Annotated in this window: 8 protein-coding genes; all 8 read right to left on the reverse strand. The window is 47.2% G+C overall.

Going from position 1 to position 15873, the window contains the following annotated elements; genetic code table 11:
* Nucleotides 1–28: 28 nt before the first annotated feature.
* The 8 genes from TI10_RS07075 to TI10_RS07110 all read right to left on the reverse strand — a co-directional run bounded on the left by TI10_RS07075 (nt 29) and on the right by TI10_RS07110 (nt 15871).
* The gene (locus TI10_RS07075) at nt 29–1729 is read right to left on the reverse strand and encodes a beta-ketoacyl synthase N-terminal-like domain-containing protein (RefSeq protein ID WP_244161537.1); all 1701 of its coding nucleotides are present in this window, start codon (nt 1727–1729) and stop codon (nt 29–31) included.
* A 74-nt stretch (nt 1730–1803) separates the two neighbouring features.
* Entirely contained in the window at nt 1804–5916 is a 4113-nt protein-coding gene (locus TI10_RS07080) for an SDR family NAD(P)-dependent oxidoreductase (RefSeq protein ID WP_049582610.1), read from the reverse strand.
* Nucleotides 5909–9235: a non-ribosomal peptide synthetase gene (locus tag TI10_RS07085; RefSeq protein ID WP_049582611.1), complete on the reverse strand. Its 3327-nt coding sequence runs from the start codon at nt 9233–9235 to the stop codon at nt 5909–5911. Before TI10_RS07085 ends, TI10_RS07080 begins: the two co-directional genes overlap by 8 nt.
* 114 nt (nt 9236–9349) lie before the next feature.
* Nucleotides 9350–11041, reverse strand: coding sequence for a beta-ketoacyl reductase (locus TI10_RS07090; protein WP_049582612.1), 1692 nt, complete (start codon nt 11039–11041; stop codon nt 9350–9352).
* Nucleotides 11042–11218: 177 nt separating this feature from the next.
* On the reverse strand, nt 11219–12532 hold the full coding sequence (locus tag TI10_RS07095) for a condensation domain-containing protein (RefSeq protein ID WP_049582613.1): 1314 nt from the start codon (nt 12530–12532) through the stop codon (nt 11219–11221).
* A 615-nt stretch (nt 12533–13147) separates the two neighbouring features.
* Nucleotides 13148–13342 (reverse strand): PAAR domain-containing protein, encoded by a 195-nt coding sequence (locus tag TI10_RS07100; protein WP_053093424.1) that lies wholly within the window; start codon nt 13340–13342, stop codon nt 13148–13150.
* Nucleotides 13343–13345: 3 nt separating this feature from the next.
* The gene (locus tag TI10_RS07105) at nt 13346–14497 is read right to left on the reverse strand and encodes a DUF3396 domain-containing protein (RefSeq protein WP_049582614.1); all 1152 of its coding nucleotides are present in this window, start codon (nt 14495–14497) and stop codon (nt 13346–13348) included.
* A gap of 15 nt (nt 14498–14512) precedes the next feature.
* Nucleotides 14513–15871, reverse strand: coding sequence for a VRR-NUC domain-containing protein (locus tag TI10_RS07110; RefSeq protein WP_049582615.1), 1359 nt, complete (start codon nt 15869–15871; stop codon nt 14513–14515).
* Nucleotides 15872–15873 lie beyond the last annotated feature (2 nt).

The raw sequence follows: 15873 nt of genomic DNA on the forward strand, positions 1-15873 counted from the left end.
TGAAGACGATCTCTACCGGTTTTACAGCTCAGATTGCCGTTCTTTCAAATGGATAAGTTGGAAGCGGGAGCCGTTTACGATATTCGTTCTGGTAAAAAATATCCCAATTGATACTTCCCCCCGCCTGCCAGACAGAAGCAGGCGAAATATACCTCTCTTGTAGTTCACTCAATTGAGGGGCTGCCACCAAAGATTTATCTAGCAGGCCTAATTTCAGTTCATGGATATCACGCGCGACAATCGCCTTGCGTATGAGTAAATGTCGTCGTCCACGCTGCAAAGTAAATGCCACATCAGCAATATTCGCTGCTGGGTACCGTTCAAAATATTTCACTAAATCCAACATTTTTTGCGCTAATGCCGCCTCAGTACGCGCACTCAGCGGGATCAGATGTGCGGCCGCCAAGGAAGGCATGTCAGGCTTTGTCGCCGGTGGTTCGGCAACGACAACATGAATATTGGTGCCGCCGATCCCAAACGAGCTAACACCAGCAATTCTCGCGGCCTTATCGTTATCCCAATCTCTGGATTCAACAGGCACATAAAATGGGGACTCAAGGTCCCGCAGTTCAGCACAAGGAGATTCACAATTCATTGATGGCGGAATAATGCCTGAATTGACAGCATAGATAGCTTTTATCAGCCCGGCGATACCTGATGCGCAATCAGCATGACCAAGATTGGATTTAATCGAGCCTAAAGCACACGATCTGGCCGATACGCCAGCAAATACTCGTCCTAGCGCCCGTAATTCAATCCCATCACCAACGGGTGTGCCAGTCCCATGCGCTTCAATCAAACCAATTTGATCAGCTCGGACATCAGCCGCCGCAAGCGCACGACGGATCACTTGCTCCTGACCAGAAATACCCGGCGCGCTATAACCCGCCTTGACAGCCCCATCGTTGTTGATTGCCGATCCTTTGATAACCGCTAAAATCGGCTCGCCATTAAGCAGAGCATCCTCCAGACGGCGTAATACCACAAACGCGGCGGCATCAGAGAAAATCGTACCGTCAGCTTTCTCGTCGAATGCGCAAACTCGTCCTGTCGGAGACAATATTCCCCCTGCATGGTAAACATAGCCAACATGAGCGGGATACCTGACGCAAACGCCCCCTGCCAGCGCCATGTCACTTTCACCTAACAACAAACTGTTGCAAGCCATGTGCACAGCAACCAATGAACCTGAACAAAAAGTGCCTACACTGACAGCAGGTCCTAAACAGTTGAGCTTATACGCCACACGCGTTGCCAAAGCATCTACAGAACTTCCGCCAAATAGCAGCATAGCGTCGGCAGGAGAATGGTTCAGCGTCGATACATCAGCCTGCCAGGTACTCCGACGAGAACCGACAAACACTGAACAGATCCCTGCGTCTGCCCCGCTGGAATAACCACTCAGTTCAAGGGCCTCATGGCAAACCTCCAGACAAATCCGTTGCTGGGGGTCCATTTTAGAAACTTCTCTCGGCATTATTTGAAAATAGCTGTAATCAAATGCCTCTGGATTTTTGAGGTACGCACCACGCGGAACGTAATGCCATCCGCCTTCGTCCGCATCAATGCCCCGACTATGAAGTTCTTGATTGGTATAACTCGAAATCAGTTCCCGTTTCCCTAAGATCGCATCCCAAAGATCTTGACTCGAATCCGCATTAGGAAAACGTCCAGCTATGCTGGTAATCGCAATATCTGTTGAATCATGCATTTGTGTTTTTGATTTCATGTTAATTCTCTTTCCCGAACATGTTGGTCTTGCTGATCTTCGCTAGAGCACACCGCCTTGATTACGCTTTTTTTCTATTTGCATCGTTTTTTCTCTACTTGCATCGTAAGAGACGCCACAGTGCTCGATTCGAAAAGATCAACCATAGATACCGCAACATTAAAATGAGCATTAACTTGTCTCACCAACTCAGCCCCGACCAGTGAATCTCCCCCTAAATCGAAAAAGTTCGATTCATGATCAACAGCGCAGCGCAGTACACCGCTCCAAATGGCTGCCATATCATCGATAATGGATTTATTTGATGCCGAGGGAGATGCCATTGCCGGCTGTGCCGTATCCGCTGGCAGTGAATTTTCCACAACATCATGCAACCGCTCATTCAAAGGTAAGGCGGAGACGGCAAAACGCGGCTCTGCATGGCAGGTGGAGAAAATAATATCCAACGCATTAACGACATCGGCATGACGTAACGGGCGAGCACGATTTACGCTGTATTTGAAGCTATTCGATTCATCCCAACCTTCCCATCCATCCCAATCAATGGCGAAATAGGGTTTATCCAAATGGTGGGTTGAAGCAAATGCAGCACAAGCTTCGTTTGCCGCAGCATAAGGCGCAAGCCCCAATCCCCCCGCGAACACTGACAGAGACGAGATAAAACAGCCAAACCTCAGCGGGCGATCGGCGAATATTTCATGCAAAACAGCAGCCCCTTTTAACTTTGGCTGCATCAACTTTTCCCAAGCGTGATGGTCAGAATTTTGCAGCCACCGGATCGCTGCCTGACCAGAAAGCCCGGCGGCATGGATAAAACAATTCGCTGCCCCCAGTCTGGATTCCACGCGGGCAAGTTCCGCCAGCACATGGGCTTTGTCTGTCACATCAGCGGTAATCACGGCAAAATCCGCCCCCATATTGCGCAATTGCGCTATCCGTTGGCTCTGCAACGTATCAGACTGAGTGAGATCTCTGGATGTCTGGCCGAGCAGGATAAGTTTCGCGTTAAACCTGGTGACCAGATATTGTGCAATGCCAAAACCAACCGTTCCTAATCCTCCGGTCACTAAACAGATCATGTCTGATGAAATATTTTCGCTAACGACTGGGTTTACAACGTCAAAATAGCGTTCCCAACGCCAACCTTGACGCATGGCAACCGTGTTCTGATCACGGGCAGTGAAAAGCTCAGCCACGATATATCGAGCATCATTAAGACAGCTAAGCTCTTTAGCAGGTATGTCGATAACTTTCATTATTATGCCCGGCAATTCCTGGCTGATCGCCGAAATGGATGCTAGCGCCGTAGCCCGTTCAATGTTCCGTGGTTCGCTGCCCATCACGTCAACAAAACCGGGACCGATCAAGGTTAACGATATGGCCCTATTTCCCATTTGGGAAAACGCTTTTACCCAATTAAATAGCGTAAATGGGAATCGATCTTCCTCTACCGGCACGTTATCCGCTGACGGGATATCACCCAAAATAAAGAGGATATGATCTGGTGTATGCGCTTGTTGCTCCTTCAACCTTAGCATCAAACGCTGAACACTGACGGGATCATTAACGTCGATGATAAACGCTGTATCATCGAAAGCTGTTTTATGGAAAGCTGTTTTATGGGGAGAAAGGACACAATTTTCATGCACTTCAAACACGTTTTGCCCCAGTTCACGCAGTACATCCGCGATCGGGCAAATTTCTTTACCGCTGTTATCGTAGAAAATCAGCCAGTTACGCTTAGCCGCCGATGATGATACCGGGGACAAGCGCTGTGTTCGCTTCCAACGTTCAACATAAACGCCGACTGACTGGTCAGAAGTTTCAGAGTTTGCTATCGGCTGACCAGTATGAGGTTCTGGTTTGTACTCGGTTAATGTCGAATCTGTGTACCAGCAGCGCCGACGTTGCAAAGGTTGAACCGGTAGTGGAATACGTTGAACAATTTCCCCATCCCGCAATATCGACCAATCTATTACCAAACCACGTTGCCAGAGCTTGCCGACCAGTTTGACCAAAACCGGATCGTGCTCTTCATAAACAACATCCAAACGAATAATGTTTTCAGGGTTTGCAACGATTGCAGAGAAACTATCAGACGAATAGTCCAAAACTAATATCACATCATTTGCTGATATGACTTCATTGTGTTGCGGTAAGCTCGGAAAATCTCCATTAATTAACATCGCCTTTACATTATTGCCATCAATCATGCCGTGATGTTTAGACCAAAAACTTCCGGGTAAAGCTATACCACACTCAGCGAAATTACCACGCTCAGCAAAATGCGGTGTCACATTTCCTAGCAACTTATCAACGATTTCAGGCAGTGTCAGCATACCTAGCGAGCAAGCAACAGCAAGGTCATAACGACTATCGGATATGATGAATATTGGCGTCGAGATCATCTTCCGCCAACAATTGATCGCCGCGATTATCGCCACAAGATTGGCAATTTCTCCCTTATTGCCATTATTTTCTGTCATTTCAGTGATATCGATTTTACCGATGCTATGGGAAATATCGGTCGGCAATTCAGCAAGCAACCTATCCACTTCTTGCCAATAGCCAGGCATCTGCATTGATAAAGCGGATCGAATAGCAGGACCGAGCGCCATCACCAGACGTTGCGGTTCAGAGATTTGTGCAGTGACGGTGAAATCCGCATTTCTGATACCATCAATCAACATTTTCACATCTTTAGCATACAAACAGGCTCGATATGGCTGAGCTGCACGACCTTCCGCATAAGTAAAAGCCACTTCATCAATATGTGTATCGGGTTTAGCCTCCAGCATTTTTGCCAAATTAGTACTCAATGTGTTCAAGGCATCAGCATTGCGTCCCCCTAACGGAATGGCTCGCCAGCCAATGCTATTTTTACCTGACCTTCGTACCGGCGCTTGCTCCAAAATCATGTGAACATTGCTGCCGCCGGCGCCAAAAGAGCTCACTCCTGCCCGTCGTGGCCCTTTCACCGGCCAGTTGATGGGAGTGGTGTTGATAATGAAAGGACTTCGCTCAAGATTCATAGCAGAGTTGGCCCTGCTGAAAGTCGGATGCGGCGCAATGGTACCGGTCTTGAGCGCCATGATCGTTTTGGCTAATCCGGCAACGCCAGCCGCTGCCGCTAAATGCCCCACGTTAGCCTTGATCGATCCCAACGCACAAAATCTCTCACGATCCGTATTCTGGCGGAAAGCCTGACAAAGCGCGGCATATTCTACTGAATCCCCAAGCGGCGTTGCGGTACCATGCGCCTCGATCATCCCTAATTCATCCGGCCCAATCCCGGCGAACGCCTGAGCATCCAAAATGAGTTTTCGTTGCCCATCTACCCCCGGCGCCGCAAAGCCAGCCCGCGCTGAACCATCATTATTTGCCGCTGAACCGAGGATCACCGCATGGATGGTATCCCCATTGCTAATCGCTTCATCCAATGGCCGTAGCGCCACCAACCCCGCCCCATCGCCAAAGAAAGTCCCTGATGCCTTCTCATCGAACGGTCTACAATAGCCATCCTCTGAGAAGATCATATCGTTCTGATAAAAATAACCCGGTCGAGAATAGGCATACACAGAAACACCACCAGCGAAAGCAATCTCGCATTCACCAAGCAAGAGGCTTTGTATCGCCATATGTACTGCTGTCAGGGATGTCGAACAGCCGGTCAAGACGGCCACACTTGGCCCGTCAAAACCGAGTTTGTATGAAATCCGTGCCGGGAGATAATCCTTATCATTAGTCAGCATGAGCTCTGTCCCCATTAATGAAACCAGATCACACTCAGATTTAATGACATTAGGCAAATAAGTATTCATCGAACTGCCGGTAAAAACCCCGATACGCGGGCGCCGGAAAGGATTACCATAACCCGTCACTTCGGCCAGTTCCCATGCGCATTCAAGCAGCATTCGATGTTGAGGATCGAGCAATTCAGCTTCTCGCTGGCTGATTGAAAAGAGATCCGGGTCAAACAGATCAATATCCGGTAAACACGCATCGACAGGAACATAATTTTTTGCCGTGAATATATGCCGTGCTACCCCAAGGCGAATCAGCTCTTCCTGACTATATCTTTTAGCAAGTATTCGGCCTGCAACAAGATTCTCCCACAGCGCATCCAAGCTATTCGCCACAGGTAACCGACAAGTTACGCCAATGATGGCAATCGCATTATCAGACATCTTGTTCCCCTTTTAGCAAATGAGTTTGTTTCTCCTTCAACGCTTTTCTTGCATTCAACGTTTTCTGACGTCGCGTTTGGGTTGATTTATCCGCAACGTCTACCGGTGTTATCGGTTGCAGAGGGCTTAAAAAATAATTAGCTAACTTTCGAATAGTTGGAAAACGGAATAAGTCTGAAAGGGCTAAAGTGTCACATCCCGGTAATTGCACGAGCTGTGCATGGATTTGCGTCAGTGCCAATGAAGTACCGCCAATATTAAAAAATGCATCATCCAGCCCGACGGTTGCTCTTCCCAACACTTCACACCAAATTCTCGAAATTTCAGCGAAAATCGAATCAGCAGGTAACACAGGCGCCAGTCTCAACGAACTGATATCGGTCAATTGCCCCGCTTTAATCAAGCCATTTAATGTTCTTCTGTCGATTTTGTTGTGAGCATTACGCGGCAATTCATCAGCCAGCATAATCCTGCCAGGTAACATGTAGGTGGGGAGATAAGCTCTGAGATGATCGCGAATAGCGGATTCGTCGGGAAGGCTATCCTTACTGACAGGTACGAATATGGCGACTAAACGATCAAGCCCTTCGTGAGATTCAATAATAACGGCAGCGTCCGCAATAGCATGATGGCGATTGAGACAATCCTCAATTTCAGCAATTTCAATTCGATAACCCGAAACTTTTACCTGGTCATCCACACGGCCGCAAAAATGGATTCGTTCCCCATCCCAATAGGCTAAATCACCGGTTTTATAGATACGTCCATGATGAATATAGGGATCAGCAATGAAACACTGATTAGTTAACTGTTCAAGACCAACATAACCACGGGCAACGCCACGACCGCCAATGTAAATTTCGCCAATCTCACCTATCGGAGGTGTTTGCCCCGCAGGATTTAACAGGTAGACCGTTGCGAAATTTAACGGTTTACCAATGGGGATCACATTGTAGTCAGTCAGCTCTTCCGTTACTTTCTCCACGGTGGTGTAAATTGTTGCCTCTGCCGGGCCATACATATTCCACAATGTCCACCGCGTATTCAAATAGGGCCGAATCGTGGCGCTGAGTAGCGCTTCGCCACAAATTACCCAATGCTTTATCGCATAAGACCTTGGCCGCGCCTGAAACTCAGATAACAGGCTTTTCAAACTGGATGGCGTCTGGGTGATAATCGTTACCTGCTCTGCCGCGATAAGATCCAGCAATTTGTCAGGTTGGTTGCGTATATCATCGGGCACAATGACTAAAACCCCGCCAGAACACAGAGCGCCCCAAATCTCCCACACAGATAAATCAAAACTGGCTGCATGGAACCAAGTCCACACCTCGCCTGACGCGGGGGACAAATATTCGTCCATTGCCTTAAAACAGGAAACAACGCTGCTGTGTTCAACATCAATGCCTTTGGGAATCCCGGTGGAACCCGAAGTGAAAACACTGTATGCAATCGAAGCGGGCGTGCAATGATTAAACGTAGCATGATCAAATGTACCGTGATCAACAGGCCCTGACGCCAGAGAGGATTCTGTAGCCGCAATGGTCATCAGCTTAGCTTTACACTCGTTATCTGGGTCAACATCAGCGTTAACAACGATAAGCTTCATCTCTGATTGCTCGACAATCTGCGCCAGACGGTTCTGCGGCAACCGGGGATCTAACGGTACGTATCCCGCGCCCGCACGCATAATACCAAGCATAGCCACCACCGCTTCCAGTGAAGGCAACAATGCAATCCCGACGCGATCGCCGGGCACAACTCCATTTTGGATAAGCTGAACAGCGACCTCCAACGACCAACGCTGCAAATCCAAATAAGTTAATGTATCGGCGCTATAACGAATCGCTACTGACGCCGCTTGTTGCGTCACCCGTTGATCAAAAAGCGAAACGAGGGTTTGGTTTGACACTTCCGGGAGAACACCAGAATTAAGCGGACCAGATGGCAGATTGTAATCCTCTGATTTGGGCGCCAACAAAGTATTAATCTCTTCATCAGGGTCTGCGATCAGCATTTCAATCGCCTGTTTGAAGCGCTCTGCAAATATCCGCAGGCCTAAATGCGAGAAAAAATGTTTATCCGCTTTAAACTCGCATCTTAAGTAGGAACCTGCATCCAAAAACAACAGTTCAATATCAAGCAAGCCTTCCTGCTGACAAACCCTGAATGGGGAAATAGTCCGTCGCGCCCATGATGCCTGAACAGAATCATCAGCCATCTCCAGCGCTACCCAACGCGATTGCCCCACCTGCCCTAGCATATTCACCGCAGCCTGAAATAATGGGTTACGATCATCATATCGTTCCACAGCCAGGTGTTCGACAATTTGGCTGAGACAAAAATTTCGATTATCAAGAGCCGATAACAATTGCTCCTTCGCTGCCAATAGAAAGTGGTGAAATGTCTGTCCGACGGATAAACGTATGGGCAACGTATTAAACAAGCAGCCGATAATGTGCTGATGAACCGAGTGACGCATTGATACCGGCACCCCCATAACGATATCGGCAGCTTTTGTCTCTCTGGCAATGTAAGCACTCCATGCGGCCAACATGACCGTAAAGACCGATCCACCTATTTTTGAAGCAAGCCGCTTGATTTTTTTGGTTGTCTCTTCACCAATACTAAACAGAATGGATGACTTGTCATTAGGGCCTTTGCGCCAAAAACTATCCCATTGCAACACGGCTGGCGGCTGCTTTAAACATTCACTCCAATAAGCTTTCGATTCTTCCGCCGCTTCGCTTTGGTAATACTCTTGCTCTTTGACTGCATAATCCTTGAAATCCTCAGCGGGAGGTAACCAAGAATCGTCATCTTCGCCAAGTTCAGCCAGATAATAGTGTTCAAGCTGATCCCACATCAGCCCCATTGAAGTAAAATCCGACACAATATGGTGAACACACATATGTAAAACGTATTCTTCCGCACTGACCACGTAGATACCGAAACGCAGACACGACGCTTTTTCTAATTGAAAAGGGATGGAATGAAAGTTCTGCACTGCATCTTCAAGCGCCTCCTGGCTCAAGTTCGTTGCATCGAAAACCTCCAATACCGGCGGTAAGTGTTCGTTAATGACCAACCTTGGCTCGCCATTCACATTAACGAAAGTGTTTCTCAGGATGGCATTCTTGGAAACGAGCCGGTTGACCGCATAGCGAAAAGCATCGATTTGAAACGATCCGTGAATACGGAATGCCATGGAAATATTATATTTGGAATCGCCAGGGGTATAATTGTCAATGAACCATAAAGCTCTTTGCTGCATGGACAGCAATTCTTCATCACCAGTCTGTGGGCAATTTTTATACATAACGTGTCAAGCTCCATAAATACTTAAACAGTATCCCCACCCTCTAGCTAAGCCAGCCTCGTTACAGAGAGGGCAAAGTTTGTGCTTGGTGTTACTCCATCAGCCAACGGCTCGTCAGAAATAGCGTTTCAGCTTTTCAACCAGCTCAGAAATGCTACAGTCGTCAAAAAAGACCGACATGGGGACTAATTTCCCAATGATCCCACGCAACCGCTGAGCAATCGTAACCGCTGACATGGAGTCCATATCAATCTCACTCAACTTCGTGTCGGCAGTCACATTTCCTCCTGCAACCAATTTTTTCAGCTCTTCTATCACTATTTCAGTCATTGCCTGCCGTTGCTCCTCATGGGAAGGTTTCTCAGGCGTGACCATAGCATCATCGCTTTGCGTAGAACCGAAAGCCGCCGACTCTATATCATTCACCGGCTCTTGCTGGTAAATCATCCGCTCCAGAGCAACCTGACTAAAGTTTCCAGCAATCAACCCGGCATAATGGGGAATATCCGCTCTGATGACGGTATCCATGATATTTTTAATATCACCCCCAGGCTCCCAAGCAATCGCCGTACCTGGTAACCCAATCGCAACCCGATATCTCATCAAAGCATCCACGAATGCATTCGCGGCAGCACATGCCCCCTGACCTGCAACGCCAATAATCTCTGATAGTGAAGAAAGTGTAATGAATCTATCCAGACTTAACTCTTGAGTTGCCAGATGCAGGTTCCAGACTCCCGCTATTTTCGAGCGGAAAACTTTTTCAACCGAACGGCTGTTTAACGTGGTAAGCAGAGCATCTTCAACAACGCTTGCCAAGTGGTAGATCCCCCGTAAAGGGTGACCTGTTCTATCAATACGTCGCAACACCGCTTTGACGTCTTCAATATCGGCTACATCACCTTGGAAAAAATGGAGATTGCAACCTTGTGCTTTTCGCTGCTCAAACTCAGTGATGAAATTAGCCGGCGGAGCGGAGCGCCCCATCAACGTGACGTGTCTTGCCCCGGCCGCAAACAGCCTCTCGGCCAGCATACGCCCAGTATCGCCAAATCCGCCGGTGATAAGATAGTTTGCATTCTGTTTTATCTCCGCCTGTTCTTGGCTAACCACTAACGGCCCAACCTGACGCTGCCAAGTACAGTGATCGCGAATGAGAAACTCTCTCTGTTCATGCTTAGTTGTCATGACAGCAAGAACCGATGCTATCTCTTCATCGCCAACCTGTTTAACCGGCAAATCAATCAAGCCAACTTCAATAGCGGGATACTCTTTCGCAATAACCCGGCCTAATCCCCATAAACCACTGCCAGACAAACCTACCGTATTAAATTGCTCGCCAGACACCTGTACACCTTGGGTCAGGACCCAAAGTTGCGGTTTTGCTTCGTGATGGCGCTCAGCAATTCTGTTAGCGATAAGACGTAAACTTTCGAACTCACGTAATTCATGCGCCGCAATATCCGCAGCGTTCAAGAATTTCTCGTGACTAGCTAAATAGATCAGGGTGTCCGTGTTCCCTATTGAGTCAATTTGAGAAGCAGGATTTGCGCCAAGATCAATACCAACAACATCAATTCCCTTCGCTCCAATCAATTCCTTCACATGGCGAGTAAAATCGGCGTTTCTGCTAATGACAGTACATTGAGTTAATAATGAAGCATTGGTCAATACGATATTACGTTTCACCCAATCCAGATTGAATAGTTGCATGCCACTCTTCTCCAAATCACGAAACAAAACATCACACGTGTAGCCCGTTTTAAGCTGCACATTATCAAGACGTATCAGGCTTTCATCCCCCATACGTCAAATTTTATGCCTATGAACCTGCTAACTCTCCCACATTCCCCTTCGCACATTTACTAACGCTAACTCTTCAACCAATCAGCAATGATCAGCGCCAGAGAGCGACAGCGCTACTACTTACACAACCATAAAATGATGCAACCATAAAAAGCGAAAAAACGGTGGGATATGCTATTAATAACCAGAGAAAAATGGCTGTTCAATTCCAAGTTCTCCAATCATTTCTAACCAAAGGTCCATTAAACGAGGGGGTAAAATCTGTAGATGGCAATCTGGCCTGGAAGAAATAGTAACCTCCATCGTATCGGCATAGATCTCTATATCCATGCTCAATGGTATCTCTTGCGACTCATCATCGGGTTTCCCAATACGTATTTTTTCAGGCGACAGTTCATAACCAATAACATTGGGAGACCGTCGTTGATCACCAACGAAATTGAAAGAAATTGCGGGAAGTTCAGGCCATCCAAAGATGGAATTAGGCACAAAGTAAGTCGCAGCATAATCCGCCGCTTTTTCCATCGTGTTATTGAACTCTTGTACCGCATGCTGGAGAGTGCTATCCAGCGATGACTCTGGATCAATATTAAATTTAACTTTGATTGGAAATGATACTGACCCGACAAGATTAGCCACCGAGGTTTCCCAATACCCCACAAAATGAGGACTGATCCACAACAGCATATTCAGGCTGCCCTTCCCAAAAACAGCAGCTAGTGCCTTTAACCAACTACCTAACAACAAATCCGCAATACTGACACGATGTCGCTTAGCCAAAAGACGTATCCTATTTAAGGCTTCGCCATCAAGCTGCCTGACTTCTGTTACGGCCTCAGACAATCTGCTAATGGGTAGTGACTCAACACTCCGACCACCAAGAATATTCAAGGTAGGCTGTTCAACTTGTTGTTCATCATCAGGGATAACAGCTTTTACGATTTGCCGGTGTCGTTCATACAACTCAGCGCAAAATTGCTCATAATTTGCGGCATGCTCAAATGCAAGGGGCTGACCACTCACTGACATTCTGTATGCCTTTGAAAGATCGCGCCATAAGATCCTGCTGGAAATACCGTCACAAACCAGATGATTGAATATCAATACTAATCTTTGATCACGGGCACAATCGCCATCAAACAGGCAGTAACGCAATAACGGCGGATTTGCCAAATTCATGGCAGCCCTAACCTCAGCAATGTAGTTTGATATTAAGCGTCGGCGATCACATTGACTATCGGTTTGCTCTCTGACTTCAAAAGCCTGATGCAATAATTCACTGTCAGGCGGCACGAAATCCATCTGCATATCCATCCCGCTACCGACAAATCGTGCTCTCAGAACAGAATACTTATTCAATAGATATTCAATCGCTACCTTGAGGTGTGCCGGTTCCAATCGCTCCAGGGGCATGAGTACTTCACCGACACATAATTGATCAACTCTCAGCGAATATCGCAAATCATATAATTGCCCTAATTGAACACGCATAATATTCACCTTTCCATTGCAAGCCCTGCGGGCAGAAGCGAAATTAAGACGTTGTGCAGACTCCACATTCTTCTGCATACAAACTAATCGGATAACACAGCGTTTACTTTTGACAACCAGAGAAAGCGAACATGCAGAGTAAAAAAACGGGAATTGATAGCCCGGCTACCCCGCATGGAATGATAATTAGCGTCATTTATTAAGGTACTAAAAATACAGTGACAATTTTAAAAGTAGCAATAAAAAAAGAAACCTCCACGAATCAATCCAGATATTTGAGCTGGACCAAAATAATTAATACATTATTACTATCAAATAAGTAATTTGGTTAACGTTTTGCTATAACCATACCCTCACTTTCCGGTTTTTATAAATACCATCGTTATCAAAAATCAACGTGATACTTTCTGCACGGCGATATTGGAAATTCATTTCCTTTAACAGGGTGATAAATAAATCAGAATTCTTTCTTACTCCACTGACATACATGACTTTACCTGTTTGTGCATTGAGACAGCCGGTAAAATCATAAGTTAAAAAAATAACTTTTAATCACAGTTTAAAACCTGCTCTGGTTTTGTGGGGATTTCAATTAAGGGCTTTGGAATTTGATATTTATGACCGTACCTTTAATCGACAAGCTCCGGTCGGGCAACCACAATTAACCAAGTGTCCCTCAAGCGCGGCAGGTATTCCTTGTATATTGAACAAGTTAGAACCTTCCGCAATAGCGCCGGTTTGTTTACAGGCGGGACAAAACACCGGGTCACCTTTAAGGATAACTTTTTTTCCTTCCACTACACTTCGCATGATTTACTCCGTTATATTTTCCGTTTCTCGTATTAAATGCCATACAGTTGTGCCCGTCTCTGCACCTTCAACATCAAAAGCCGTCGCCCCCTGAGCAAAGAAGTACTGCTGACCCGGCAGGCTATCGGTTCGCCAGATCCCGCCGACCAGTGCCGGATGGTTACCTCTCAAAGGGGTCACTTGCAGAGGCCCACGGTCATAACGGGCATACCAGGCCAAGGTGGAAGTTGAATTAAAATGACCTTCACCATAGAAGTGCAATGAATGGCCTTCACGGGGAATGACCCGTATCGGACGTATCAGTTGGTTAATAGCAAAATAACTTTCCGGGACACTGCCCGGTAGCGGCGTTAAGTCCGGGTATTGACCGGCCCGGATCATCAGACCATTGGAGTAAGGCGTAATCACCACATCCGGGTAGAGGTGGCGGGCCAGCACATGACGTATCCAGAATTCCCCACCCAGTCGGTTTACAAATCGTTTGGACAGAAGGGTGATCCAGTTAATGCCACGGATGGAATGTCCATACTGTAATTTGGCTGTATGAACCGCAGAATTAACTTGCAATGCAGGGTAACGTTGCGCTAGCTGGTATTCTAAGGGAAAGTAGTCATGGTAATCTCTGGGCAGCACCAGACAATAACCGCAGTCCCCACTGTCCGGTTCGAGTTGTTCACACAGAAAATCTAGCCAGGCCATAAAGCGGGTCATGCCCTCTTGTTCTTTCAGATAATCCCAGGGCAGCACCAGACTCAGGTAAGAGCTACTGTCGTCACCATCAATTTCTCGGGAATCCAGGTAATGCATCAGATAGCGAGGGGCTTCATAGAGATTTTTGGCGTCACTAATATCCCAGGTAGAAAGCTGGTTTTTTTTCTGATTAAGAATACCTTCTTCCACTTTGGTAATATTTTCCGGTGAATATTTTTTTAATCCATTCAGTGAATGACGATGAAAACGCAAGTAAGGGCCAAACTCTTCGCGAAAGCGGCGATAGCAGGCCAGAATGCGTTGTTTTTTCTCCTGGGTGTAGCCTTGTTTAAAAAACAGGGTGATAGATATCCCAAGACGAGAAACAGTCAGCCCATCGCCATTGAGGAAGGTAAATGCGGCCAGTTGTGATCTCAACTGGGCAAAGTAATCTGAAGTATCCATATTCTCTCCGTTAATTTATGAAGCGGTGGCGAATGTCACACTCGCCAATATTGCCAGGACGGCGGCTAACGCTGCGGCGCTGGCTGCTGCTGCGGCAGCTAAAATTTCCACCAACGCAATCAGTGCGGCAGCGACGGCAAGGGTGACCAGAATAACAACAGCAACACCGGCAATAATCACCACCATTTCCAGCATGCCTTCACCCACCTCTTTTAATATCTGCATCCAGCTAATGTTTTTCAGCTCTTCCAGGGTGATATCTGATCCCTGTTGCACAGTCTGCCACTGGGCTTTTATTTCGCTCTCCGTCCAGGTCACGATTTTCCCCGTTTGTTCACTGACCCAGGAAAACGCGTAGCTGGCCTGATGGCTTATCGGGTCAATAATTTCTTCACACACCCACTTGCCGGCTTGATTGAACCAGACTCCAAACTGGGCAAGAAGCTCCCGGGTACTGTCGCGGACATAATTCAACCCGTTTTCAGCCAGACCCGCCACCTCCTGCCCGAGGACAACCCAATCTTCATAGCTGGGTAAAAACGACCAGCGGGAAGTACTGAGCAACGGTGGATTTTTTGTCAGGGGTTGCGGAATGGTCCCCGGTACCCCCTCTGCGGGAGGAGCGGGTAAAGCTTCGTCATCAGGCGGCGAACCCGGCGGTAGAGGGGCTAGTGGGATGGGATTTTTATAGTGTTGGGAACCGGGTTGATAATGTTTTCGCCACGCTTCATCATACTGTTTTTGCTCCTCAGTGCGATTATCTATGACGCGCATTACACCAAAACGTTTTTCTGTCGCAATTAGCATATAATCCAATTCCTGATCTCTACTTAGATCATCCCCCGGAAATTTCACCTCAATCAACATTTTCAGATTATCAGGGTGCACAGAACCATCAAAGTAGGTGGCATTTCTGCCCGGCCAGCGAAGAGCCTCATCTTTAACCAGAATAATATCGGGCCGACGGATACCAACAACCCCAAATTTCTCCGCGTCTTCGGCAGAAGGTCGGGCAAACGGATTACTGGACTGCGGCAAATTACCACCATAACGCTGTTTAGAGTCTTGACTGGTCGCCAGCATGGGTAAAGGGACATCCTGCTCTCCTCTGATAGCAAACACCACTTCCGCTTTATAGGGCCATAGAAAGTCATGCTTAAGCTCCTCAACCTTAATCAACCCACTCATAATGACTTGATTAAGAAAGCGGATAGCCCCCAGTTTGGTAATAATCATTGCCGGCAGGCGCAGGGCATATTCGGCTTTTCTCGCCAGATAACAGGGATCTTCATCAGCAGGAAAGACCCCTATTTCCATCGTACAGGTGATTGATGTGACAGCCGGGCACATCTTGCCGTTGTTGGATATTGCCATAC

The organism is Photorhabdus luminescens subsp. luminescens (assembly GCF_001083805.1).
Taxonomy (GTDB): Bacteria; Pseudomonadota; Gammaproteobacteria; order Enterobacterales; family Enterobacteriaceae; genus Photorhabdus; species Photorhabdus luminescens.

Bases quoted from the DNA above. Each gene is read 5' to 3' on its own strand.
- TI10_RS07075 (WP_244161537.1), bottom strand. From the start codon at position 1,729: ATGAAATCAAAAACACAAATGCATGATTCAACAGATATTGCGATTACC.
- TI10_RS07080 (WP_049582610.1), bottom strand. From the start codon at position 5,916: ATGTCTGATAATGCGATTGCCATCATTGGCGTAACTTGTCGGTTACCT.
- TI10_RS07085 (WP_049582611.1), bottom strand. From the start codon at position 9,235: ATGTATAAAAATTGCCCACAGACTGGTGATGAAGAATTGCTGTCCATG.
- TI10_RS07090 (WP_049582612.1), bottom strand. From the start codon at position 11,041: ATGGGGGATGAAAGCCTGATACGTCTTGATAATGTGCAGCTTAAAACG.
- TI10_RS07095 (WP_049582613.1), bottom strand. From the start codon at position 12,532: ATGCGTGTTCAATTAGGGCAATTATATGATTTGCGATATTCGCTGAGA.
- TI10_RS07100 (WP_053093424.1), bottom strand. From the start codon at position 13,342: ATGCGAAGTGTAGTGGAAGGAAAAAAAGTTATCCTTAAAGGTGACCCG.
- TI10_RS07105 (WP_049582614.1), bottom strand. From the start codon at position 14,497: ATGGATACTTCAGATTACTTTGCCCAGTTGAGATCACAACTGGCCGCA.
- TI10_RS07110 (WP_049582615.1), bottom strand. From the start codon at position 15,871: ATGGCAATATCCAACAACGGCAAGATGTGCCCGGCTGTCACATCAATC.